The organism is Yersinia sp. 1652 StPb PI (assembly GCF_041538345.1).
In the GTDB taxonomy this organism is placed as follows: Bacteria; Pseudomonadota; Gammaproteobacteria; order Enterobacterales; family Enterobacteriaceae; genus Yersinia; species Yersinia enterocolitica_E.
In genome coordinates this window covers 922,546-943,887 of record NZ_JAULSM010000001.1, presented here as the reverse complement: position 1 = coordinate 943,887, position 21,342 = coordinate 922,546, and the positions used below count along the sequence as shown (strand labels likewise).

The window sequence follows — 21,342 nt, the reverse complement described above, 5'->3', positions numbered from 1 at the left end:
TCTTATTTCCTTTCTGACTCTCCCCCATGTTGAAAGAATCGATATTGCCAGCAATGAATTTTACAACGGTGGCCTGTTCATTTTTATTCCACAATCTGGATGTTATGCTGGCAATCTATTGTGAAATACCGGCCTTAGTACGATCGGAAATTTGCTCTGACAGGTAACGGAGATTAGCAGAGTGTAAAGTTGCTTCCCTGACTGCTGGATTTTGCATGGTATTCAATCAGTGCCGATGCCTAGGCTATCAAGAAGTTATAGTTAATAATCAGCGGCACCCAGTTTTGGTCAATTAACAATGGACGGATTTATGACAAGTAAAAAAAGAGGGATGGGCTATATTGCTATCGTCGTTGATGATTACGATAAAGCGATTGAATTTTATACCGAAAAGTTAGGTTTTTTTCTGCGAGAAGATGAGGCACAACCAGGGAAACGTTGGGTGTCGGTTTCGCCGACAGAAGACAGTGAGTGTCGTTTATTGCTAGCTCGGGCATCCAATGACCATCAAACTGCGTTTATTGGTAATCAATGCGGTGGTCGAGTATTCCTTTTTCTTGAGACAGATAACTTCTGGCGTGATTATGAGTTGATGAAATCAAAAGGAGTGACATTCTGCGAAGAACCTCGCAAAGAGGAATATGGCATGGTGGTTGTATTCGAAGATATTTACGGTAATCGCTGGGATCTCTACCAAAAATAGTGAGTATAATTAGTGCGTTAGGAAAAAAATAATGATAAGAATCATCTCGGTGAGAAGTCACCCTGAGTATAAAGATCAATCTATCCGCTATTTTCAGAATAAGTGGGCCACGGAAGAGACTAAAATGCTTTATCAGGATTGCATCAGTCTTTGTATTGCAGCTAAAAATCCTTTACCTCAATGGTATTTGATGGAAATGAATAATGAAATTATTGGTTGCGCTGGATTAATCACCAATGATTTTATTAGCCGTATGGATCTGTACCCTTGGTTATGTGCGCTTTATATTGAAGAGCAACACCGGGGGTATGCTTATGGTGAATTACTGATCAGGCATATTGCTAAAGAAACCAAACAATTAGGTTTTGATACACTACATTTATGTACTGACCATATCGGGTTCTACGAAAAGTATGGTTTTACTTTTACTGGATTGGGTTATCACCCATGGGGCGAGTCTTCACGTATTTATTCGCTGCCACTCTAATAAGTGAATGGCAGTTTGCATTGATAATATTTTCCCGATATTCATCGAATAATCTGACGGTCACGGTTGATGACCACCAGATTGTTATGCCTACCATCTTTCAGTCCAGAGTGCTGTTGGCTGCTTTCATTCACCCAAATCATCTACCTGGGTAAGTTTATCGGGATGTATTCACTTGCAGCCTACCTGCAACTCCACATTCTTTGGGGATAAAATCAATGCCCGCTGAACGAGACCAAACTATAGCAAGTGATACCTTGCTGAGTCAGACGCGCTTCGCCGCCCAATTCAGGCAAATCAATCACAAATGCAGCGTCAGTCACGACGCCACCCAGCCGACGGATGAGCTTAACCGTTGCCTCGATTGTGCCGCCGGTAGCCAGCAAATCGTCAATCACTAAGACATTATCGCCCGGTTTAATGCTATCGGTGTGGATCTCAAGTTTGTCCGTGCCATACTCCAACTCATAGCTTTCGCTGATAGTTTCCCGCGGTAATTTACCGGGTTTACGCACCGGAACAAAACCGACACCCAGCGACAGGGCTACCGGAGCACCAAACAGAAAGCCGCGAGCTTCAGTACCCACTACTTTGGTCACGCCTTTACCCAGATAGCGCTCTACCAGCAATTCGATGCTAGCGGCATAGGCTAATGGATCTTCTAGCAAGCTGGTCACATCACGAAACAGTATTCCCGCTTTTGGATAATCGGGGATGGTTTTGATACTGTCTTTAATATATTGAAGCTGTTGTGCTGTATTAGGTGCAGTAGCGGTCATAATTTGTGCCTGATAAAACTGCTGTACATACTTAAGCGCGGCCAGTCGATGTTAAATGGCATCGGCTGAGTAACTTAGTCTCACTATCGATAATACTCCGATAGTTTAAGTCACTGCATCCTTAACATTAAGGATGCAACGAGGGATTACCCCGCGCACGAAAACGCTCAAATCTATGCAAACTGGCACTAAAATGCAACTAGTGTGAATTGCTCAGCGCCGTTTTTGTTGCGATAGGTCAATAACTGGCATTCGCCACATAAAGGTCAACAGTAGGGTTAACATAATAAGTAATATGCCTCTCACCCACCAGATTTTCACCAACCAAAGTGAAACAGCAAATGTAAGTATGGTAACCAGTATTGCCTTCCATTTAGTGCCCACAGGCAATGCTCGATGTTGTTGCCAGGTACGTATATAGCTACCAAACCATGAACGGTAGAGCAACCAGTGATGAAATCGCGGGGAGGATCGTGCAAAACACCAGGCGGCCAACAGCAAAAACGGTGTGGTGGGTAACAGAGGAAGCACGACACCTAACGTTGCCAATATCACCGCCAGCCAACCCAAGGTTATCAAAAACCAACGAGACATAAGCTCCCTTTATCATCACTTTAATAAAGCGTTATCATTAACCCATGCGTTGAACATCATCAATAGATATTCTTGCCATTATTTGCACCAGACGTCGGTATCTATTTTATTTACCCTCCTCCAAGCTTGTATCTGCCGCCATTCGAAGGCAAGCTGGCGGGAAATGCCAAGGAGAAGCGCCATGAGTACGGAAAAATTATTGCAGGTGCTTGAAAGTCAAATTGAAGCGCTGTCAGCGCAAGTTGGCCCTCAGGCAAACATTCCCTCTCAGCAAGCCCGTTTTGATCTAAAGCTGTTTGGTAATCATGGCAACCGTTTCCGCGATTATCTACAGGAAATACGTAAAAATATGGCACAACTAAAGCAGGTGGTTGCTGATAATCGCACACAACAGGTTGCTTTTCTCGCTGAAAAACTGGTTGCCCAGATTTCTGCATTGCAAAGAGAATTGGCTACACAAAAATTAAGAAAATCCAATCCTGAACCTCGGGATAATAAATTGGACCCTTACCATAAGCTGGCTGAACATCAAGATTATGAACGGCGAATATTGGCCATGATTCAGGATAGAGAGAGCCAACTTGGTAAGCAAAGTTTGTTATCTGAGCAGCAGAAAATACAGAAAGAGCTAGCGGCACTCGAGGGGCGCCTAATGCGCTGCCGGCAGGCGTTGATAAGAATAGAACGCAGTATTGAGAAAAAAGAGAACGGTTTTTGAATATTTGTCACATTTTTTGAATCATTGAGATTCCGACAGCAAATAGTTCTCTATAATGTTTATGCCCGCCCTCTTTCAAGTGCAGATGTTGACGGCTTGCGTTCACCCGAATTACTGACTGGTGTCAGTTAATCGGGATTACCTGGCTTACCGCTTTCCAGCATGTTGAAATCTAGTGGGTATATAGGTTGAATCAGGTCAGGTGGAACCCAGGTCCGATATTCACACCCGACTTCCCGATTAACTGCAAATCAAATGTTGGTCAGATTATGTCAGTTGAAAAAGCTCCACCAGAACTGCAACTGGCAGTAGATCTTATCTATCTGCTGGAATGCAATGAGATAGCGCCCGAGACAGCACTGGCGGCGTTAGCGATCGTGCAACTTGATTATCAGCGTAAGCTCCGCCGTCAAAACTCAGATTGAAGATATCACTTCTGCTGTTTAGCCAAGGCGATACACTAACGTGTCGCCTTAGTGATGCAGGTATATTACCCGACCTGTAGAGACTCCATCAGTAATGGTGCGCTACTGCCTATACAGCCTAATGCCTTAAGCAAGCGGCTTATTGATATCCGGTAAGTCAGGCTTAGTATCTCCCAATTCCGATTGCTCAGCCGGTAAGCCCTGTTTATCAAGCGGGCGACTGACTTCCTGAATCTCGGTACCATCTGGTTTGTGCAGATACACTTCCAACTGGTTAAAGGCGATATTAATGTCATTATCACGACATAACTTATCAATAGCCCTGTTCAATTCATCCACCGTATAGCTGCGATCTCTCAATTCACGAACATACAGGCGTAACTCATGATCAAGAGTGCTGGAACCGAAGTTTAGGAAGAAGACTTGCGGTTCAGGATCAACCATAACTCGTGGATTCTCATGGGCGGCTTGTAACAGTACATCTTTTACTTTCGCCAGATCAGAACCATAGGCGACACCCACTTTAATGATGATGCGCGTAATGGTATCTGACAGTGACCAGTTGATCAGGCGCTCGGTAACAAATGCTTTGTTCGGAATAATGACTTCTTTACGGTCAAAATCGGTAATTGTCGTCGCACGGATGCGTATCTTGCTGACATTCCCCGAAAAAGTACCAATGGTAATGGTATCGCCGATACGAACGGGCCGCTCAAACAGAATAATCAAACCGGATACAAAGTTGGCAAAGATTTCCTGCAAGCCAAACCCCAAACCAACAGACAATGCCGCCACTAACCATTGCAATTTATCCCACGAAACACCGAGCGAACTTAACGCGGTTATCCCACCGACCGCCGTGATGAGATAAGTCAGAATGGTGGTGATGGCATAAGAAGTGCCTTGGCGCAGTTGCAGGCGCGACAATACCACAACCTCAAGTAAGCCCGGCAAGTTACGAGTCAGAACATAGGCAACCACCAATGCCATCAAAGCCACCAGCATATTCCCCAAGGTCACAGCCTGCGCGACGCTAGCACCAGCGACTGTTGAGGTGTAATGCCACAAAGAGATACTGTCCAGATAGGAAATAACCGTTATCAGGTCCGCCCAAATCCAATAGAAACAAGTGGCAAAAATCAGGAAGAGCGCCATCGTTGTCAGGCGTAATGACTGTTGGTTAATTTGGTCCAAGGCTAATGGCGGCTCTTCAACCGGCTCACCACCTTCAGCCCCCTCTTTCACCAAACTTTGCCGCCGGGCAATGGCCCTACGATAGGCCAAACGCCGCGCGGCTACCCCTAAACCTCGAATTGCCGTCAGGTAAACGATATTCCACAGGAACAATAAGTACAGGCTATCAATCCAGCGACCAGCCAGTTGCAGTGTCGTATAAAAATATCCTGCCATCATTAAGCCAATCAAAATGATGGGGGTTACCGCAACCGCAGTCACAATCACCAACCGCACCGCATGGGAATCTTTTTCACGCCAACTATCGCGGCAGAATGGATAGACAAACAGGGCCAGCAGTGCCAATGCAATAACAATAACAATTTGCCCGATGACATCATCGACCAATCGAAGTGGACTTTTCTCTCCCAATTCCGACCAGAATATCACCGGCAACAATGCCCCCCCTAATCGCACCATTTGGCGGCGATAATGCGCGCATCGGTCAGCCGCGATCATAAAGTGTCGCTCGGTAATTCCCCCTGGCGAGAGCATACGATAGGTCAGATCAAATATTAGCCAGAACAGCGCCAAACGTTGGAATAAGCTCCAGAGGAAATCACTAAGATTAAAGTCTGAACGCAGGCACCAATAGCCAATACCTAGGATAATTAAGGCCCCAGGCAAGACTTTCAGTAAAGTGAGCATAATGGCATTTGGCGTATGCATTTGGCTGTCGTGCTTGAGTTGCCCGACGTCAGCCGCCAACCTATCCAAATGTTTATTAATGATGTTATAGCGTGATCGGATCACCCCCACCACAATCAACATGGGTAGTAAGAACACCACTGATTTGATCAACCCCGCTAACACATCCCCCGGTGACAGGGTAAAGTGAAAATTGCTCAGTTCAGCTTTAAGTGCGCCCGGTAAGGCTTTTAGCCAAGACCAGTCCATCGGTTTATTGCTACTGACCCAAAAAATCTGCTGTGTCAGAGTATGTTGCAGTGATTCATTGACGCTGAGCAACTGCTGTTGGTTAATTTGCAGATTGATAGCCAATGTCAGTTGGTTACCCAACTGTTTATTCAACTGATCCAGTAGCTCACGGCGGATATCAACAATTTGCCCCAGCGCGTCTTCTACATCAGGACTGATCTTCTCTTTACTGTCATTCATCAGGGTTTGGATATAGTCATCCCCCTGGAATAGCTGGTCACGTTGCTGATTTATTTCAAATTGCTCCAAGCGCAAGTCAGCAATACGTGGCCCCATATTGGTTATCAAACCCGCAGCCGGTAAATTGAGCTGCTGTTGATACAAGATACGCGAAAGCAACAAGCTACCGCGTAATACAGTAATTTGTTCTTTTAAGTTACGTTCCGATTGCAGCGCGCGATCCAGCCAGTTTTTAACTCTGATATTCTGTTGTACCAGGGTGTTGCCTTCTTTCGTGGCATTAATCAGGCGCTGACTTAATTCTTTGTTAATCGTCAGTTCTCGGCTAACTAACGGATCATTTTGAATATCAGTTGCATCATTAGGTGCTTGCGCTTCTTTGGCTGTTTTTTCTGATAGGATTAATCGTTTGCCGCTGACCACCTCTTGCAGTAGCTGTACGTAGCGCTCCAGTTGGTTTATGTGCGCAGTAGTGTAATCCCGTTGTTTTTGCAGTAAATCCTGTAAGGTGGTGTTAGCTTCCAGATTTTTACGTTGCAAATCCAACTGCGCATTTAACATCACCTGCTCAGTCAATAACTCTTGCTGCTGGGTTGGACGCAGAACCTCTTGATTTGGCGCTAATCCATTGAGTTGATTGCGAATCTGCATTAAACGCATTGATGCGTTATACATTGCACTCTGCACCCGTTCGGGCTGAGTTTGCAGGGCAATTAACTGGCTATTATAAGCGGAGAGGTCTTCCTGAGCTGATTGTAAATCATCCAGCGTTTCATTTAGACGTGATTCCAATTGGCGCAGCGAATAATTCGCCAATGACTCCCGGGTCAGCGGGTCAGCGGTACTATTCTTAAGCGCATCCAGCCCCTCTGTCGCCTGCCGTAATTTTGCGGGAGCTTGTGCCAGTTGTTGTTTAAGTTGACTGGCCTCTTGCTTGGTACGCTCAATGGTATCAAGGTATTCCAACGTTTTAGTCAGATCCTGCTGTGATAACTTTTCCGCTGGCGACAATATTTTTTGTTTTGATAGTGTATCCAGTTGGCTTAATACCTCAGTGCGGGTCGGCACATCAATATTGATTCCAGATGCAAAAGTCGATGGCAAAGATATAAAGGCAATTATAAGCAGGATAAGCATTGTCTGAAGGCGTAATAAAAATGCCCCCACTGACGTCATGACTGGCATGGATAAGGGTAAAGAATATTGATTATGGGATCTGCTGCTCATATTTGAACTTCATTTCAACAGAGAGGCTGAAATCCTATCACGTTCAGTCTCGAGTCATAATAAGAAAAATCTTTCAGAGCGTGAATAGCTGTAATAATGCGGGCTGTTACGCAGTTGTTGTTGAATAGGATGTAACAACCAGCAATATCGGTTGATTCAGGGAAGAGTAATAATCCCCTTATTACTTAGAACGTGAGAACTTTATCAGCGGCTAACGTCCATTGAGCCAACTCAACCAAAGTACCGATTTCTGCACCATCAACCAGCGTTAACCCAGTCACACCACGGGCATCGGCGCAAGTTTTGCATAATTTAACCGGAACATTCTGTGCTGTAAGAATCTCTAGCATCTGCTGTAAATTGTAACCTTCACGTGGTTGTTGCCCGTTAAGACCAGCAATGACGGCATCAGACATTAAAAAAAGGCGTAAATCGAGATCGGCTTGTTGTTCTTTTAACGCAATAGATAAACGCAGAGCATTAAATAATGACTCATGGCCATAGGCGGCCCCATTCGCAATCACAACCAGTGAACTACTCATATAAACCTCCAGTTAATCCGATGCTTTGTTATTTAACCCTTTTCGCAACGAAAGACTATGGCCTAGCATCTCCAGATAGGCATCAATTAATACCGGTGCCTCTTGTTTTATATCAAAACTTTCTGGCATAAAGAGCCAGTTTTCCATCAAACCTGTAATATAAGCTTTCATGATAATCGCAGCTCGACGAGTATCAAGGTTGACGGGCAATTGATTTGCATCAATACAGTCTTGCAAAACCGATTCAATTCGCTCATAACTAGCTAAATCAAGAACTTTACGCGCGTCATGGACTGAGGTCATCTCACCGATAAACTCACATTTATGGAATACAATCTCCATTAGTGCACGGCGTCGGCAATCCTCACGCGTAGAAACAAGAACATAGATGAGTATTTCACGCAGGATGCGGAGTGGATTATCGGGATATTTTGCCTGATACTCTAATTCGAGCTGATCAATTTTAGACTCTGATAACTCCCAAACTTCGTTAAACAGGTCTACCTTATTCTTGAAGTGCCAATAAATTGCGCCTCGGGTTACGCCTGCGGCGGCGGCAATATCAGTAAGTGAAGTGCCGGAAACGCCATGCGCAGAAAACTCCCGCACTGCGGCATCAAGAATTTGTTGCCGGGTCTCTTCGGCTTGCTGTTTGGTTTTTCGTGCCATAGCGTTGTTTTTTCGAGGGGGTGCGATTTACATACATTCACGAATGTATGTACCATAGCACGCACATATAATTTACGCAGCAATGGGTTTTAAAGCTTGTGATCCATTGAATTAAATTAAAAATCGGACACTTGAGGTTTATCTATGAGCAAAAACAGAGGGGTAATGCCTCTGGCTGCAATTCTGGTACTTTCAGGCAGCTTAGTACTTATAGGATGTAATGATAAAGATGCGGCGCAAGCCCATGCTCAACAGGCACCTGAAGTCGGTATTGTGACATTGAAAGCAGCACCACTGAATATCACAACCGAACTACCGGGCCGCACGTCCGCATTCCGTGTTGCAGAAGTTCGCCCACAAGTTAGCGGGATCATTCTTAAACGTAACTATGTTGAAGGCAGTGATGTCACCGCCGGAACATCACTTTATCAAATTGATCCAGCCACATATCAGGCCGCTTATGACAGCGCCAAAGGTGATTTAGCGAAAGCACAAGCTGCCGCTGAAATTGCCCGCCTGACAGTGAATCGCTACAAACCATTACTGGGTACCAATTACATCAGTAAGCAAGAGTATGACCAGGCTGTGTCTGACTCAATGCAAGCTAATGCGAGTGTTCTGGCAGCAAAAGCGGCGGTAGAAACAGCGCGTATTAACCTGGCATATACTCAGGTTACGTCGCCAATCAGTGGGCGTACCGGTAAATCTTCAGTTACTGAAGGTGCATTGGTGACCAGTGGTCAGGCAACGGCAATGACCACAGTTCAGCAACTTGATCCGATGTATGTCGATGTGACTCAATCAAGCGATGAATTCTTGCGCCTGAAAAAAGAGCTGGCTGATGGCACGCTCAAGCAAGAAAACGGCAAGGCCAAGGTTCGCTTGTTACTGGAAAACGGCTCTGAATACGCACAAACCGGTACTCTGGAATTCTCTGGTGTCACCGTCGATGAAACGACCGGTTCAATTACTATCCGTGCCATCTTCCCTAACCCGAACGAGGCGCTGCTGCCTGGCATGTTTGTTCGTGCCCGTTTGGATGAAGGTGTCAGACCTGATGCACTGTTGGTGCCTCAACAAGGTGTGACGCGTAACCCACGTGGCGAAGCTACTGCTATGGTTGTCGGCGCAGATGACAAAGTTGAAATGCGCACGCTGGTTGCTAATCAGGCCATTGGTAATAAATGGTTGGTTACTGAAGGATTGAAAGCAGGCGACCGCCTGATCGTTTCCGGCTTGCAGAAAATCAGACCGGGCGTGCAGGTAAAAGTGCAGGAAGTTACTGACCCGGCGCAAAAAGCAGCTCCGGCTGATACAGCGAAGAAGTCTTAAAAGGAGCCGGTAATTCATGGCTAAGTTCTTTATAGATCGCCCTATTTTCGCTTGGGTTCTCGCCATCATTCTGATGTTGGCTGGTGCACTTGCGATAATGAAATTACCCGTTGCGCAATATCCAACCATTGCGCCACCGGCAATTACAATCTCCGCCAACTATCCTGGCGCCGATGCGACTACTGTTCAGAATACAGTTACGCAGGTTATCGAACAGAACATGAACGGTATCGATAACCTGCTGTATATGTCTTCCAGCAGTGATTCCTCCGGTAACGTTCAGTTGACGTTGACCTTTAACTCAGGCACTGACCCAGATATCGCTCAGGTTCAGGTCCAGAACAAACTGCAATTAGCTATGCCATTACTGCCGCAAGAAGTGCAGCAGCAGGGCGTGAGCGTTGAAAAGTCCAGTAGTAGCTTCCTCATGGTTGCCGGCTTTATTTCTGAAGACGGCACCATGAAACAAGAAGATATCGCGGACTATGTGGGTTCTAACGTTAAAGATCCAATTAGCCGTACCGCCGGTGTGGGTGACGTTCAGTTATTTGGTTCCCAATACGCAATGCGTATCTGGATGGATCCGCATAAACTGAATAATTTCAAACTGACACCGGTTGATGTTATTAATGCCATTAAAGTACAGAACAATCAGGTCGCAGCAGGCCAGTTAGGGGGGACTCCACCCGTACCTGGTCAAGAGCTGAACTCATCAATCATTGCGCAGACCCGTTTAACCAACGCAGAAGAATTCAGCCAGATCTTGCTGAAAGTGAATACTGATGGTTCGCAGGTTCGCCTGAAAGATGTGGCTATCGTTCAACTGGGTGCTGAAAGCTATAACATCATCGCCCGTTATAATGGTAAACCTGCGGCAGGTATCGGTATTAAACTGGCAACCGGTGCTAACGCCCTGGACACCTCTGCTGCAGTAAAAGCTGAACTGGCGAAATTACAACCCTTCTTCCCGAATGGGTTGAAAGTGGTTTATCCGTACGACACCACCCCATTCGTTAAAATCTCTATTAACGAAGTGGTTAAAACACTGGTTGAAGCCATCATTTTGGTGTTCCTGGTAATGTATCTGTTCTTGCAGAACTTCCGGGCAACATTGATTCCAACGATTGCAGTACCGGTCGTATTGCTGGGTACTTTCGCTATTCTCTCCGCCTTTGGCTATTCGATAAACACCCTAACGATGTTCGGGATGGTGTTGGCGATAGGTCTATTGGTAGATGACGCCATCGTGGTGGTAGAGAACGTCGAACGTGTGATGCAGGAAGAAGGGCTACCGCCGAAAGAAGCCACCAAAAAGTCTATGGAGCAAATCCAGGGCGCATTGGTGGGGATCGCGATGGTACTGTCGGCAGTATTTATCCCGATGGCCTTCTTTGGCGGCGCAACCGGGGCGATTTATCGTCAGTTCTCTATCACCATTGTTTCAGCCATGGTGCTCTCGGTTCTGGTGGCATTGATTCTGACACCCGCACTGTGCGCGACAATGCTGAAACCTATCACCAAAGGTGAACATGGGCCGAGTACCGGCTTCTTCGGTTGGTTTAACCGCATGTTCGAGAAAAGCACCCATCACTACACTGACAGCGTTGCCAACATTTTGCGCAGCACTGGCCGTTATCTGCTGATCTATCTGCTGATAGTGATTGGTATGGGCGTGTTGTTCCTACGCTTGCCGACATCATTCTTACCAGAAGAAGATCAGGGTGTATTCCTGACCATGGTGCAAATGCCTGCGGGTGCGACGCAAGAACGTACTCAGAAAGTGCTAAATCAGGTTACTGACTATTATCTCGACAAAGAAAAAGACGTGGTTAACTCTGTATTTACCGTTAACGGCTTCGGTTTCAGTGGTCAGGGTCAGAACACGGGTCTGGCATTCGTCAGTCTGAAAAACTGGGATGAGCGTCCGGGAGAACAGAACAAAGTTCCAGCAATTGTCGGCCGCGCATCTGCTGCCTTCTCGCAAATCAAAGACGGTTTGGTCTTCGCCTTTAACTTGCCAGCGATTGTGGAGTTGGGTACTGCTACCGGCTTTGACTTCCAGTTAATTGATCAGGGTAACGTCGGCCATCAGAAATTAACTGAAGCGCGTAACCAACTGCTCGGTATGGCGGCGCAACACTCAGATATGCTGGTCGGTATGCGGCCGAACGGACTGGAAGATACACCTCAGTTCAAAGTGGAAGTTGATCAGGAAAAAGCACAGGCTCTTGGTGTTTCGATTTCCGATATCAATACCACGCTCGGTTCAGCAATGGGCGGCAGTTACGTAAACGACTTTATCGACCGTGGTCGTGTGAAGAAAGTTTATGTACAAGCTGATGCGCCTTTCCGTATGTTACCGGGTGATATCGATAAGTGGTATGTCCGTAACAACGCCGGTCAGATGGTATCGTTTAATACCTTCTCCACCGCGAAATGGGAATACGGCTCACCTCGACTTGAACGTTATAACGGTCTGCCATCCATGGAAATTCTGGGTCAGGCAGCGCCGGGTAAAAGTACCGGTGAGGCAATGGACCTGATGCAGGACTTGGCATCTAAATTGCCAAGCGGCATCGGTTATGACTGGACCGGCATGTCTTATCAAGAACGTCTGTCAGGTAACCAGGCTCCCGCGTTGTATGCCATCTCACTGATTGTGGTGTTCTTATGTCTGGCTGCGCTGTATGAAAGCTGGTCGATTCCATTCTCAGTTATGTTGGTGGTACCGCTGGGTGTTGTGGGCGCGTTACTGGCGGCCTCTCTGCGTGGGCTCAATAACGACGTTTACTTCCAGGTAGGCTTATTGACCACTATCGGACTATCGGCCAAGAACGCCATCTTGATTGTTGAGTTTGCTAAAGACTTAATGGACAAAGAAGGGAAAGGTTTGGTGGAATCAACCTTGGAAGCAGTACGTATGCGTCTGCGACCAATTCTGATGACGTCATTAGCCTTTATCCTAGGGGTTCTGCCACTGGTTATCAGTAGTGGTGCAGGTTCTGGTGCACAGAATGCGGTAGGTACAGGTGTTATGGGCGGGATGGTAACCGCGACTGTACTGGCTATCTTCTTTGTTCCGGTCTTCTTCGTGGTGGTTCGCCGTCGCTTTAGTCGAAAAAGCGAAGATGTAGAACACTCGCATGCGGTTGACCATAAGGCCAAGTAAACCTTACGTCACCACAATTGATGAAATACATCATTAAGAAAACCCGCAGACTTAGGTTTGCGGGTTTTTTATTTTCTGTACTTGAAACTCAAAAGTGAATAGCGCATAATTATTGTTATAGTATAACATAACAATTGGAGTTTTTATGAAGCCCGGCATCCACCCTAACTACCGGACAGTGGTTTTTCACGACACCAGCGCAGATACCTATTTCACCGTGGGTTCCACCATTGCCACAGCACGCACCATTGAGCGCGATGGGCAGACCTATCCTTATGTCACGCTGGATATCTCCTCAGCCTCACATCCGTACTACACCGGTAAACAAAAAGAGTTCTCCAAAGAAGGCAGTACTGCGCGCTTCAATCAACGTTTTGGTCGCTTCTTGACTAAAAAAGCCAGCTAATCCTGAGAGTTAACCATGCAAGTATTGAGTTCATTACGTTCAGCTAAAAACCGTCATCCCGATTGTAAAATCGTTCATCGTCGTGGTCGGGTATACGTTATTTGTAAAAGTAACCCACGTTTCAAAGCGGTTCAGGGAGGGACTCATAAGAAGCGTTGATTTTGATTTGGTCTTTAGCCCATCAGTTGATGGTATTGATAAGCCCCGTTGCTGCCCAACGGGGCTTTTTCATGTTAAAGAAGAGAGTTATCAACTAAGGTCAAGTACTCAGCCTCTGACCAAAATCAAAGACTGAGCGCTAGCCACTTTGTTTATTGGTTTATAGTTACTTCATACTGTTCACAATGGTATCTACATTGTGTTTAAAAGCTTCAGCATAGGTTGCTGCCGGGCCACCGGTTGCAGATAAGGCTTCAGGGTAAAGCTCCCCACCAGCTTTAGCACCACTGGCTGCGGCAATCTGTTTTACTAAACGCGGATCAGTCTGATTTTCAATAAAATACGTTTTTATTTTCTCTTGTTTGATCTGTTTAATTAGCGCGGCTACATCGCTGGCACTGGCTTCAGCCTCAGTGGAGAATCCGACGGGCGATAAGAAGTTAACCCCATACTCTTGGCTAAAATAGCCGAAAGCATCATGGCTGGTCAGGACCTTACGCTTATCCATCGGGATCGTGGCAAATTGAGCTTTCGCATAAGCATCCAGTTTTTCCAATTGCTGAATGTATTCTCCACCACGTTTACGGAAATAATCCGCATCCTCAGGATCGGCGACAATCAATGCATTCATTACGTTGTTGGCATACTTGATACCATTCGCCATGCTGTTCCATGCGTGGGGGTCCGTCACCCTCTTTCCCTCGTCATCCATTTTACGCGTATCGATCCCGGTTGAGGCGACAACGACCTGCCCTTTATAGCCAGAAGCACTGATCAAACGCTCCAACCACCCTTCAAGCCCTAGCCCGCTGATAAACACCACATCAGCGTTAGATAACTGTTTACTATTTTTCGGCATCGGTTCAAAACTATGGGGATCCCCATCCGGGCCGACCAATGTCACCACATTGACATGCTCGCCCCCCACCTGCTGGACGATATCGCCTAAAATAGAAAAACTGGCTACAGCTTCAACAGTTTTTGCCATCGCCAATGGGCTAGACAGTAGGGCAGCTACCGCCAAACTAATAGGTAAACGCTTCATTTAACTCTCCTTTAACGACCGGTACTTCTTAACGGCGCGCGGTTGCTAAAACACCACCACGCGTTCCAAATAGAATAGATACAAAGAAAATCAGGCTGGCACTAAGGACTATTGCCGGCCCGGCAGGTAACGAGGCGTAATAAGACCACAACAAGCCGACAAAACTGGCAACTATGCCGATGGCCATAGCAATACCTAATGTATGAGGGAGATTTTTGGCCCAAAAACGGGCACTGGCAGCAGGCAACATCATTAATCCTACCGACATCAGGGTGCCAAGAATCTGAAACCCGGCGACCAGATTGATAACCACCAGCGATAAAAACAGAGCGTGGACCACCATCAGCCAGCGCCCCATACTGACCCGTAGAAAGACAGGGTCGAATGACTCAATCACCAGTGCGCGATAAATCGCCGCTAAAGCCAACATCGAAACCGTCGTAATAACGCCGACCATGGTCATGGCACTGACATCAACAGCCAAAATAGAACCAAATAACACATGAAGCAGATCCATGCTCGAGCCACGTAGAGAGACCAGCGTGACCCCCAACGCCAGCGAGCCCAGATAGAAACCGGCAAAGCTGGCATCTTCTCTTAATAGTGTTCGTCGGCTGACCCAGCCGGACAACATAGCAACCGCTAATCCGGCAATAAACCCACCCACGCCCATTGCCACCAGTGACATTCCTGAAATGAGGTAACCGATAGCCGCTCCCGGCAATACCGCGTGAGATAGGGCATCCCCCACCAGGCTCATTCGCCGTAATAACAAGAAAACCCCTAAAGGAGCTGAACTGAGTGACAAAGCCAGACAGGCGACTAATGCCCGCCGCATAAAGCCAAAATCGACAAAAGGATCAGCAAATAAATGGAAGAATGTCATCAGTTGATAACCCTTTGCTGTTCGGGTTGAGGAGCCAGAGAAGAGAGTGCGCAAGATGAGCTGTGGCAGTGATGCCATTGCGCCAGAACCTGTGCAGATGAGTCCCAACAGTTACCAAGAGGTGCCAACCACAAGGCGCGGGGGAAATGCTCAGCGACCATCGACATATCGTGTAAGACAGCAATAATTGTCCGCCCCTCATCCTGTAACCGATGAATAACATCGAGTAACAGCTGCACGGTTTGGCTATCAATACCGGTAAAAGGCTCATCCAGTAATATCAGTTGTGCCTGTTGCACTAAAAGACGGGCAAACAGCACCCGTTGCAACTGCCCGCCAGAAAGCTCACCAACGGGTTGGCGCGCCATCTCCTGCATACCGACTGTGTTTAATGCCTTTTTGATTCGTTGCCGTGATTGATGATTAATGCCCCCTAGTAGCCCACTTTGTGGCCAGCACCCCATCGCCACGACATCCTGAACGACAATGGGGAACTGTTTATCTAACTCAGCTTGCTGTGGGAGATAGGCTATTTGAGGGCGCACTTCTCCGGTAAAAGTTATTTCCCCCATCACTGCGGGTTGTAAATCTGCCAATGTTTTAAGTAGGGTTGATTTACCCGCTCCATTTGCCCCAATGATGGCCGTGAGAGACCCGGCAGTAAAACCACCATCAATTGGCGGGGTAAGTGCATGCCGATCATATCCAATCTCAATATTTCTCAACTTTATCATGGCAATATATTCGCCCAATAAATAGCTCCCCACAGCAGCAAGCAAAGTAAGGCGACTCCGCTGATACGCTGTAATGACGAAAGTGAGAACAATGTCCAGTAGGAAGGCAGGGTTAACCGGGTAAGGAAAGCGTGTTTATTCATAGTAGAACAGAGCATGTGTTTTTATGTGATACATTATAACATCACATAAAATTATTAAATTCAAGAAAACATCATGATTGACGGGTTTTAAAAGTAACAAGTTTTAGCACGCTAGCCCCACCGCCCTCAGTAAACGGAAGCAAACCTGCCGCTAATGGCAAACCAGACAGCGCAAACATGCTTAGTAACAGTAAATTAAACAATTTTTACTGTTACTCCACTGGTGAGGTCAGGCAGGGTTTTGGTATTCTAACCTCAACATTGTTCGGTAATGCTCGCAAAACGATAAATTACACAATAGAAAACAGGTAATATCCCCCCCTGCTCTTGACCAAACCCGCTGAGCATTCTAGGTTAATAGAGAGTAGTTAAATTAATCGTGAGTAATAACCCTAAATATGAAGAACCCTATTTAGACTGCGTTATTTTATAGGCAGAGCGTGTTATTGAAAGCAAGTGCGTCAAATAACATCACAGCATGTAGCTGATAGTATTAGTTGAAAAAATCTCATTAAATTTGATTTTTTTGATTCAAATCATGCTCGTAGTTGCTGAAAAACAAATGCCAAAGCATTTTTTGTTACAATAGCGATACAGGAATGAATTAATCATGCCACCATGAGCGGACAATTAATGAACAATGAAATAGCTGGGGACTTCACCTCAGGGTGTTACGCGATTTCATTACTCAAGAGTGTTATCAGCAATAATATCCGTGAAATTGAAGGAAGTTTGATTTCCGGCTTAATGTATTATTCGGAAAATGCCAGGTACACGGCGGGTTCATTAGAAATTCTTGATATTTCTCACGTAGAAGATAACTGCTATTCAATGACTTACTGTTATCAATGGCATATCTTTAACCCCTGTTTGGATATCAATACTGAAGAATCCTTAACCGGTGCTGTAACATTTATTGTACATCCAGAAAAAATCACTTTTGATATAATTAACAATGACAGGCCCTCAACCGCTGACGAATTGTAAGATTAAGTAATAAAGTTGCGCGGTGAGCGAAGAAATGATTTATATTCATATCAAGACAAGTTTATTTACGTTAACGATAAGCTTCTACATTTATATGATTATCTATCTACTCACATTGTGTTATCAACACCGAATTAAGACTTTACGGAGGGGATGATATGGATGAGTACTCGCCTAAACGGCATGACATTGCCCAGTTGAAGTTTCTATGTGAGAACTTGTATGATGAAGGCATTGCTACCCTTGGCGACAGCCATCATGGGTGGGTAAATGACCCAACATCTGCCGTAAATCTGCAACTCAATGATTTGATCGAGCATATAGCTTCATTTGTGATGAGTTTTAAAATAAAATACCCGGATGACGGCGACCTTTCAGAGTTAGTGGAAGAATATTTAGACGATACATATACTTTGTTTAGTAGTTACGGGATCAATGATCCTGAATTGCGGCGCTGGCAAAAAACCAAAGAGCGTTTATTCAGACTTTTCTCAGGAGAATACATCTGTACCCTGATGAAAACTTAAGGGATAGTTTCCCTATATTAATTTGTATATCGAGAAGAAAAACCACCATGACAAAAACTGACTACCTGATGCGTTTAAGAAAATGTACGACTATTGATACATTGGAACGTGTAATTGAAAAGAATAAGTATGAGCTTTCCGATGATGAGTTGGAATTATTTTACTCAGCGGCAGACCATCGCCTGGCTGAACTCACAATGAATAAGCTTTATGATAAAATCCCACCTACGGTTTGGCAACATGTGAAATAGTCTGCTTAACGCTGGTTAAGACACACAACGTTGAGCCGATAGTCGTTATCGGCTTCAATGAACCAGGCGATTTGTTCGTGTTTTAATTTGAGATAAATGTCTTGATAGGCCCACGGTATTGAAGGTTAACTTGAATCCCGCGTTATTGCATATCAGGATTTAGGTAAAATCCAGTGAGTTATCAGCAGAGTGGAAGGGCATTTAAGTCAAAGTGCTTGGTCCGTTTTATTTATTAAAATTCACTCTTACCGCTAATAATTTCAAAATATTATTAATCCTTTGCTAAATCTTAAATGTAAATAGACACCTAAACCAATAAATAAATGAGAAAAATCTTATTTCCTCCTTCATTAATACGTCTATCTGAAAATATCTGACCAATAGCATAAGAAAACTTAAAGAAGAGGTCCAGCAAGAAGGGTTGACACTTTAGATAAGCACACTAAGAAGATAACATCAGCAATGGTGGAGGCTAGCACTCATTGCCATGGCAGTGCAGGAGCCGACCTTGACCTGCAAGAACCCCAATACGGGTAAGCCATTTAGCAAGGATGAGTTTGTACAATTTGCCGACGATTATCTTGGTGCAGATATTATTTTTTGGTGCACAACGTCTCCCTGGCTGACGAAGAAATAGGTATCAATCGCTAAGGAAATAAAGCCCCGCCGCGAGATCATGCCGGATATAATCACGGCAGCAGTCGGGCAAAAAATGGATGCAACCTCCTATCATCAACAGTTTACCCTAAGCAGCTATTGGCAACAGTACCAAAATAAAAGAGATGATAAGATATATATAATATTCAACGCTATCTTGTTCTCAGATACGAGAGGAAAATACTGATGTCAAAGACAATCAAAACAACATTTTTGGCTGCCTGTATGGTCAGCCTCCTACCCTCACTATCTTATGCTCAATCGCCAAATAAATTACCAATGACTATCTTCGAAGATGTCCGGGTCTTTGACGGCACAACCTTAACGTCCAAAATGAATGTGGTTGTTGAAGGCAATAAAATCACTCAAATCTCTGCTCAACCGATTAATCCAGCAACTGATGCCGTGCATATCGCTGGCAATGGTCAAACATTGATGCCGGGCCTTATCGATGCCCACTGGCATACTTTTATGGCTCGTCCTTCCATGGCATTAGCGTCAACCGCTCCGTTAAGTTTTATCACATTGCTGGCCGGTGCTGAAGCAGAGTCAACACTTCTGCGCGGTTTTACCAGCGTTCGAGATTTGGGTGGACCCGCGTTTGGCTTAAAACTCGCAATTGATAATGGCGTAATCAAAGGGCCACGCATCTGGCCATCAGGGGCAATGATTTCACAAACGGGTGGTCATGGTGATTTTCGGATGCTTTCAGAAATACCGGCTACCCCAGATCAATTAAGTTACCCAGAACGAATTGGTATGTCAGCGATAGCTGATTCAGCCGATGAAATTCGAAAGCGCACCAGAGAGCAATTGTTGCAAGGAGCTAGCCAAATCAAGTTGACAGGAGGCGGTGGCGTATCTTCTCCCTATGGCCCATTAGATACAGTTCAACTTAGCGTCGATGAAATTCACGCCGCAGTCGAGGCCGCGGCTAATTGGGGTACTTATGTGACAGTCCATGCTTATACCCCTGAAGCCATTAGCAATGCTATCAAAGCTGGAGCAAAAGTAATTGAGCATGGTCAATTGGCAGATGATGCAACTGCAAAATTAATGGCAGATACAGGTACATGGTGGAGTCTGCAGCCTTTTTTGGCGGACGAAAATGCAAATCAACAGCCCGATCCCGCAGGACAAGCCAGAGCAGCGCAGATTTTTGCCGGGACTGATAACGCTTATCGCTTAGCTAAAAAATACGGGGTGAAAGTTGCGTTCGGAACAGATGTTTTATTTGATGGCAATTTGGCAGCCCGACAAGGCTCACAGCTTTCTACAATGACACGGTGGTATACGCCCGCCGAAGTGCTCAGAATGGCAACATCTGATAATGCAAAATTGTTAGCACTATCAGATCGACGCAATCCATATCCAGGAAAACTTGGTGTGGTCGAAGTCGGAGCCTTAGCTGATTTATTGCTGGTTAACGGCGATCCAATCGCTGATATCGGACTGCTGGCAGATCCTGAAAAAAACCTGACTATCATCATGAAAGACGGACAGATAATAAAAAACAAGCTGGTTTCAAAGTAAAAAGGTTTGAATAGGATTCAGATTATCGCTACGGAAGCACCAAAAACACTATGCACCGGCATAATATCATTGTGATAAAGCTGATTCGAATTTCACGACGTTTTCCAGGTGTCAGGTAGACTCTAGGGTAGTACCAGATTCCATGACGGGAAAGCATAAGATGTGACATTGATTAGCGCCCTGGTGATACACAAAAGTTGTATCACTGCCGTTTCAATGCACGAGACAAGTGTTGAATATGATGGATATCATGCACTTATCAGAAATGGTGGAGGCCCTGCCAGCTACATCCCGGCACACACCTCGCCTGCTACGGCTGCTTCCTTCCGGATCTGACCGAGTTCACAAGTTAGTGTTGCGGGAGAACCAACAGGACCTCCATTGACGTTAACGGCTCCTTGTACTCTGGAGCGGTGGGCATTATCGACCATGACCCACCAAATAGCAAGACAACCCGCACTAACCGGTGGTTTCTTGCCCACTTCCCCTCAGGTTTAGGTTAAATCTATTTTCTGCTGGCACCAAAAGCATTGATGATGTTATTTATTCATCTCATTCTATTTATATCGCCCGATTTATTTCTATAGCGTCGCACTATCCGCCCATGTAGATAAAAAAGAGAATGCTGTGACATCATCAAAAACAGAGAGCCAAAATCAGCGGGAGTCTACAACATCAGATTTGCCCACAGAATCGGGTGACCTACCGTTTGTCGACAGTTTCCGCCAACGGGTCTTCCAGGTGGTAGCCGCTATCCCCTATGGACAAGTGACCACTTATGGCGATATCGCGCGGCTGATTGGCTCCCCCAGAGCTGCACGCCAAGTCGGTGGGGTTCTCAAACGCTTGCCGGAAGGCTCTGCCTTACCCTGGTATCGGGTGATTAATCGCCATGGCGAAATATCATTAATTGGTGATGATTATCTTAGACAGAAAAAGGCATTACTGGCTGAAGGTATTGATATCGACACTTCGGGTCGAATTGATTTACGTCGCTATCGCTGGCAATACCGCTAA

General features: G+C 45.6%; 21 protein-coding genes and 1 other RNA gene. 13 read left to right on the top strand and 9 right to left on the bottom strand.

Annotation, left to right across the window (positions count from 1 at the left end):
• The first annotated feature begins 310 nt into the window (after nt 1-310).
• Together Q2T71_RS04195 and Q2T71_RS04190 are read left to right on the top strand one after the other, a co-directional pair.
• Nucleotides 311-703, top strand: a complete 393-nt coding sequence (locus Q2T71_RS04195) for a VOC family protein (protein WP_372558216.1) — start codon at nt 311-313, stop codon at nt 701-703.
• A 31-nt stretch (nt 704-734) separates the two neighbouring features.
• Entirely contained in the window at nt 735-1,190 is a 456-nt protein-coding gene (locus Q2T71_RS04190) for a GNAT family N-acetyltransferase (protein ID WP_372558215.1), read from the top strand.
• A 215-nt stretch (nt 1,191-1,405) separates the two neighbouring features.
• Here the strand turns inward: Q2T71_RS04190 and apt are convergent, their stop codons facing one another.
• Together apt and Q2T71_RS04180 are read right to left on the bottom strand one after the other, a co-directional pair.
• Nucleotides 1,406-1,969 carry an adenine phosphoribosyltransferase gene (apt, locus tag Q2T71_RS04185; protein ID WP_083159969.1) on the bottom strand — a complete coding sequence of 188 codons (564 nt, stop codon included), beginning with the start codon at nt 1,967-1,969 and terminating at the stop codon, nt 1,406-1,408.
• A 213-nt stretch (nt 1,970-2,182) separates the two neighbouring features.
• Nucleotides 2,183-2,563 (bottom strand): DUF454 family protein, encoded by a 381-nt coding sequence (locus Q2T71_RS04180; RefSeq protein WP_372558214.1) that lies wholly within the window; start codon nt 2,561-2,563, stop codon nt 2,183-2,185.
• Between the two features lie 181 nt (nt 2,564-2,744).
• Between Q2T71_RS04180 and priC the strand changes: the two genes are divergently transcribed.
• Nucleotides 2,745-3,281 (top strand): primosomal replication protein PriC, encoded by a 537-nt coding sequence (gene priC / locus Q2T71_RS04175; RefSeq protein ID WP_372558213.1) that lies wholly within the window; start codon nt 2,745-2,747, stop codon nt 3,279-3,281.
• A 269-nt stretch (nt 3,282-3,550) separates the two neighbouring features.
• Complete coding sequence (rsmS, locus tag Q2T71_RS04170) at nt 3,551-3,706, top strand: pleiotropic regulatory protein RsmS (RefSeq protein WP_050086075.1); 156 nt, start codon at nt 3,551-3,553, stop codon at nt 3,704-3,706.
• 126 nt (nt 3,707-3,832) lie between these two features.
• On the opposite strand, the gene mscK is transcribed toward rsmS, so the two are convergent.
• The 3 genes from mscK to acrR form a co-directional block, all read right to left on the bottom strand.
• A complete protein-coding gene (gene mscK, locus Q2T71_RS04165; RefSeq protein ID WP_372558212.1) occupies nt 3,833-7,285 on the bottom strand; it encodes a mechanosensitive channel MscK in 3,453 nt (1,150 codons plus the stop codon).
• Between the two features lie 185 nt (nt 7,286-7,470).
• Nucleotides 7,471-7,827 (bottom strand): DsrE/DsrF/TusD sulfur relay family protein, encoded by a 357-nt coding sequence (locus Q2T71_RS04160; protein ID WP_083159977.1) that lies wholly within the window; start codon nt 7,825-7,827, stop codon nt 7,471-7,473.
• A 12-nt stretch (nt 7,828-7,839) separates the two neighbouring features.
• Nucleotides 7,840-8,496 (bottom strand): multidrug efflux transporter transcriptional repressor AcrR, encoded by a 657-nt coding sequence (gene acrR, locus Q2T71_RS04155; protein ID WP_372558211.1) that lies wholly within the window; start codon nt 8,494-8,496, stop codon nt 7,840-7,842.
• A gap of 144 nt (nt 8,497-8,640) precedes the next feature.
• Here acrR and acrA point away from each other — a divergent pair, with 144 nt between their 5' ends.
• The 4 genes from acrA to ykgO all read left to right on the top strand — a co-directional run bounded on the left by acrA (nt 8,641) and on the right by ykgO (nt 13,562).
• Entirely contained in the window at nt 8,641-9,828 is a 1,188-nt protein-coding gene (gene acrA / locus Q2T71_RS04150; RefSeq protein ID WP_372558210.1) for an efflux RND transporter adaptor subunit AcrA, read from the top strand.
• 16 nt (nt 9,829-9,844) lie between these two features.
• Nucleotides 9,845-12,997, top strand: coding sequence for an efflux RND transporter permease AcrB (gene acrB / locus Q2T71_RS04145; protein WP_372558209.1), 3,153 nt, complete (start codon nt 9,845-9,847; stop codon nt 12,995-12,997).
• Between the two features lie 145 nt (nt 12,998-13,142).
• On the top strand, nt 13,143-13,403 hold the full coding sequence (locus tag Q2T71_RS04140) for a type B 50S ribosomal protein L31 (protein WP_372558208.1): 261 nt from the start codon (nt 13,143-13,145) through the stop codon (nt 13,401-13,403).
• Nucleotides 13,404-13,418: 15 nt separating this feature from the next.
• The gene (gene ykgO, locus Q2T71_RS04135; RefSeq protein ID WP_038402146.1) at nt 13,419-13,562 is read left to right on the top strand and encodes a type B 50S ribosomal protein L36; all 144 of its coding nucleotides are present in this window, start codon (nt 13,419-13,421) and stop codon (nt 13,560-13,562) included.
• A gap of 166 nt (nt 13,563-13,728) precedes the next feature.
• On the opposite strand, the gene Q2T71_RS04130 is transcribed toward ykgO, so the two are convergent.
• Genes Q2T71_RS04130 through Q2T71_RS04120 form a run of 3 tightly spaced genes read right to left on the bottom strand, consistent with a single transcriptional unit; the run spans nt 13,729 to nt 16,227 of the window.
• The gene (locus Q2T71_RS04130; protein ID WP_372558207.1) at nt 13,729-14,607 is read right to left on the bottom strand and encodes a metal ABC transporter substrate-binding protein; all 879 of its coding nucleotides are present in this window, start codon (nt 14,605-14,607) and stop codon (nt 13,729-13,731) included.
• A gap of 28 nt (nt 14,608-14,635) precedes the next feature.
• Entirely contained in the window at nt 14,636-15,493 is an 858-nt protein-coding gene (locus Q2T71_RS04125) for a metal ABC transporter permease (RefSeq protein ID WP_372559841.1), read from the bottom strand.
• Nucleotides 15,493-16,227, bottom strand: a complete 735-nt coding sequence (locus tag Q2T71_RS04120) for a metal ABC transporter ATP-binding protein (protein ID WP_372558206.1) — start codon at nt 16,225-16,227, stop codon at nt 15,493-15,495. The genes Q2T71_RS04125 and Q2T71_RS04120 overlap by 1 nt, the downstream gene beginning before the upstream one ends.
• A gap of 776 nt (nt 16,228-17,003) precedes the next feature.
• Here Q2T71_RS04120 and Q2T71_RS04115 point away from each other — a divergent pair.
• The 4 genes from Q2T71_RS04115 to Q2T71_RS04100 all read left to right on the top strand — a co-directional run bounded on the left by Q2T71_RS04115 (nt 17,004) and on the right by Q2T71_RS04100 (nt 20,325).
• On the top strand, nt 17,004-17,357 hold the full coding sequence (locus Q2T71_RS04115; protein ID WP_372558205.1) for a hypothetical protein: 354 nt from the start codon (nt 17,004-17,006) through the stop codon (nt 17,355-17,357).
• Nucleotides 17,358-17,515: 158 nt separating this feature from the next.
• A complete protein-coding gene (tomB, locus tag Q2T71_RS04110; protein WP_083159993.1) occupies nt 17,516-17,884 on the top strand; it encodes an Hha toxicity modulator TomB in 369 nt (122 codons plus the stop codon).
• Between the two features lie 47 nt (nt 17,885-17,931).
• A complete protein-coding gene (gene ymoA, locus Q2T71_RS04105; protein ID WP_002208622.1) occupies nt 17,932-18,135 on the top strand; it encodes an expression modulating protein YmoA in 204 nt (67 codons plus the stop codon).
• A gap of 843 nt (nt 18,136-18,978) precedes the next feature.
• Nucleotides 18,979-20,325 (top strand): amidohydrolase family protein, encoded by a 1,347-nt coding sequence (locus Q2T71_RS04100; RefSeq protein ID WP_372558204.1) that lies wholly within the window; start codon nt 18,979-18,981, stop codon nt 20,323-20,325.
• Between the two features lie 275 nt (nt 20,326-20,600).
• Here Q2T71_RS04100 and ffs read toward each other — a convergent pair.
• Nucleotides 20,601-20,697, bottom strand: an RNA gene (ffs, locus tag Q2T71_RS04095) — signal recognition particle sRNA small type.
• Between the two features lie 309 nt (nt 20,698-21,006).
• Here ffs and Q2T71_RS04090 point away from each other — a divergent pair.
• Entirely contained in the window at nt 21,007-21,342 is a 336-nt protein-coding gene (locus Q2T71_RS04090) for an MGMT family protein (protein WP_372559840.1), read from the top strand.

Coding starts and splice junctions, on each gene's coding strand:
- Q2T71_RS04195 (WP_372558216.1), top strand. CDS start 311: ATGACAAGTAAAAAAAGAGGGATGGGCTATATTGCTATCGTCGTTGAT.
- Q2T71_RS04190 (WP_372558215.1), top strand. CDS start 735: ATGATAAGAATCATCTCGGTGAGAAGTCACCCTGAGTATAAAGATCAA.
- apt (WP_083159969.1), bottom strand. CDS start 1,969: ATGACCGCTACTGCACCTAATACAGCACAACAGCTTCAATATATTAAA.
- Q2T71_RS04180 (WP_372558214.1), bottom strand. CDS start 2,563: ATGTCTCGTTGGTTTTTGATAACCTTGGGTTGGCTGGCGGTGATATTG.
- priC (WP_372558213.1), top strand. CDS start 2,745: ATGAGTACGGAAAAATTATTGCAGGTGCTTGAAAGTCAAATTGAAGCG.
- rsmS (WP_050086075.1), top strand. CDS start 3,551: ATGTCAGTTGAAAAAGCTCCACCAGAACTGCAACTGGCAGTAGATCTT.
- mscK (WP_372558212.1), bottom strand. CDS start 7,285: ATGAGCAGCAGATCCCATAATCAATATTCTTTACCCTTATCCATGCCA.
- Q2T71_RS04160 (WP_083159977.1), bottom strand. CDS start 7,827: ATGAGTAGTTCACTGGTTGTGATTGCGAATGGGGCCGCCTATGGCCAT.
- acrR (WP_372558211.1), bottom strand. CDS start 8,496: ATGGCACGAAAAACCAAACAGCAAGCCGAAGAGACCCGGCAACAAATT.
- acrA (WP_372558210.1), top strand. CDS start 8,641: ATGAGCAAAAACAGAGGGGTAATGCCTCTGGCTGCAATTCTGGTACTT.
- acrB (WP_372558209.1), top strand. CDS start 9,845: ATGGCTAAGTTCTTTATAGATCGCCCTATTTTCGCTTGGGTTCTCGCC.
- Q2T71_RS04140 (WP_372558208.1), top strand. CDS start 13,143: ATGAAGCCCGGCATCCACCCTAACTACCGGACAGTGGTTTTTCACGAC.
- ykgO (WP_038402146.1), top strand. CDS start 13,419: ATGCAAGTATTGAGTTCATTACGTTCAGCTAAAAACCGTCATCCCGAT.
- Q2T71_RS04130 (WP_372558207.1), bottom strand. CDS start 14,607: ATGAAGCGTTTACCTATTAGTTTGGCGGTAGCTGCCCTACTGTCTAGC.
- Q2T71_RS04125 (WP_372559841.1), bottom strand. CDS start 15,493: ATGACATTCTTCCATTTATTTGCTGATCCTTTTGTCGATTTTGGCTTT.
- Q2T71_RS04120 (WP_372558206.1), bottom strand. CDS start 16,227: ATGATAAAGTTGAGAAATATTGAGATTGGATATGATCGGCATGCACTT.
- Q2T71_RS04115 (WP_372558205.1), top strand. CDS start 17,004: ATGAACAATGAAATAGCTGGGGACTTCACCTCAGGGTGTTACGCGATT.
- tomB (WP_083159993.1), top strand. CDS start 17,516: ATGGATGAGTACTCGCCTAAACGGCATGACATTGCCCAGTTGAAGTTT.
- ymoA (WP_002208622.1), top strand. CDS start 17,932: ATGACAAAAACTGACTACCTGATGCGTTTAAGAAAATGTACGACTATT.
- Q2T71_RS04100 (WP_372558204.1), top strand. CDS start 18,979: ATGTCAAAGACAATCAAAACAACATTTTTGGCTGCCTGTATGGTCAGC.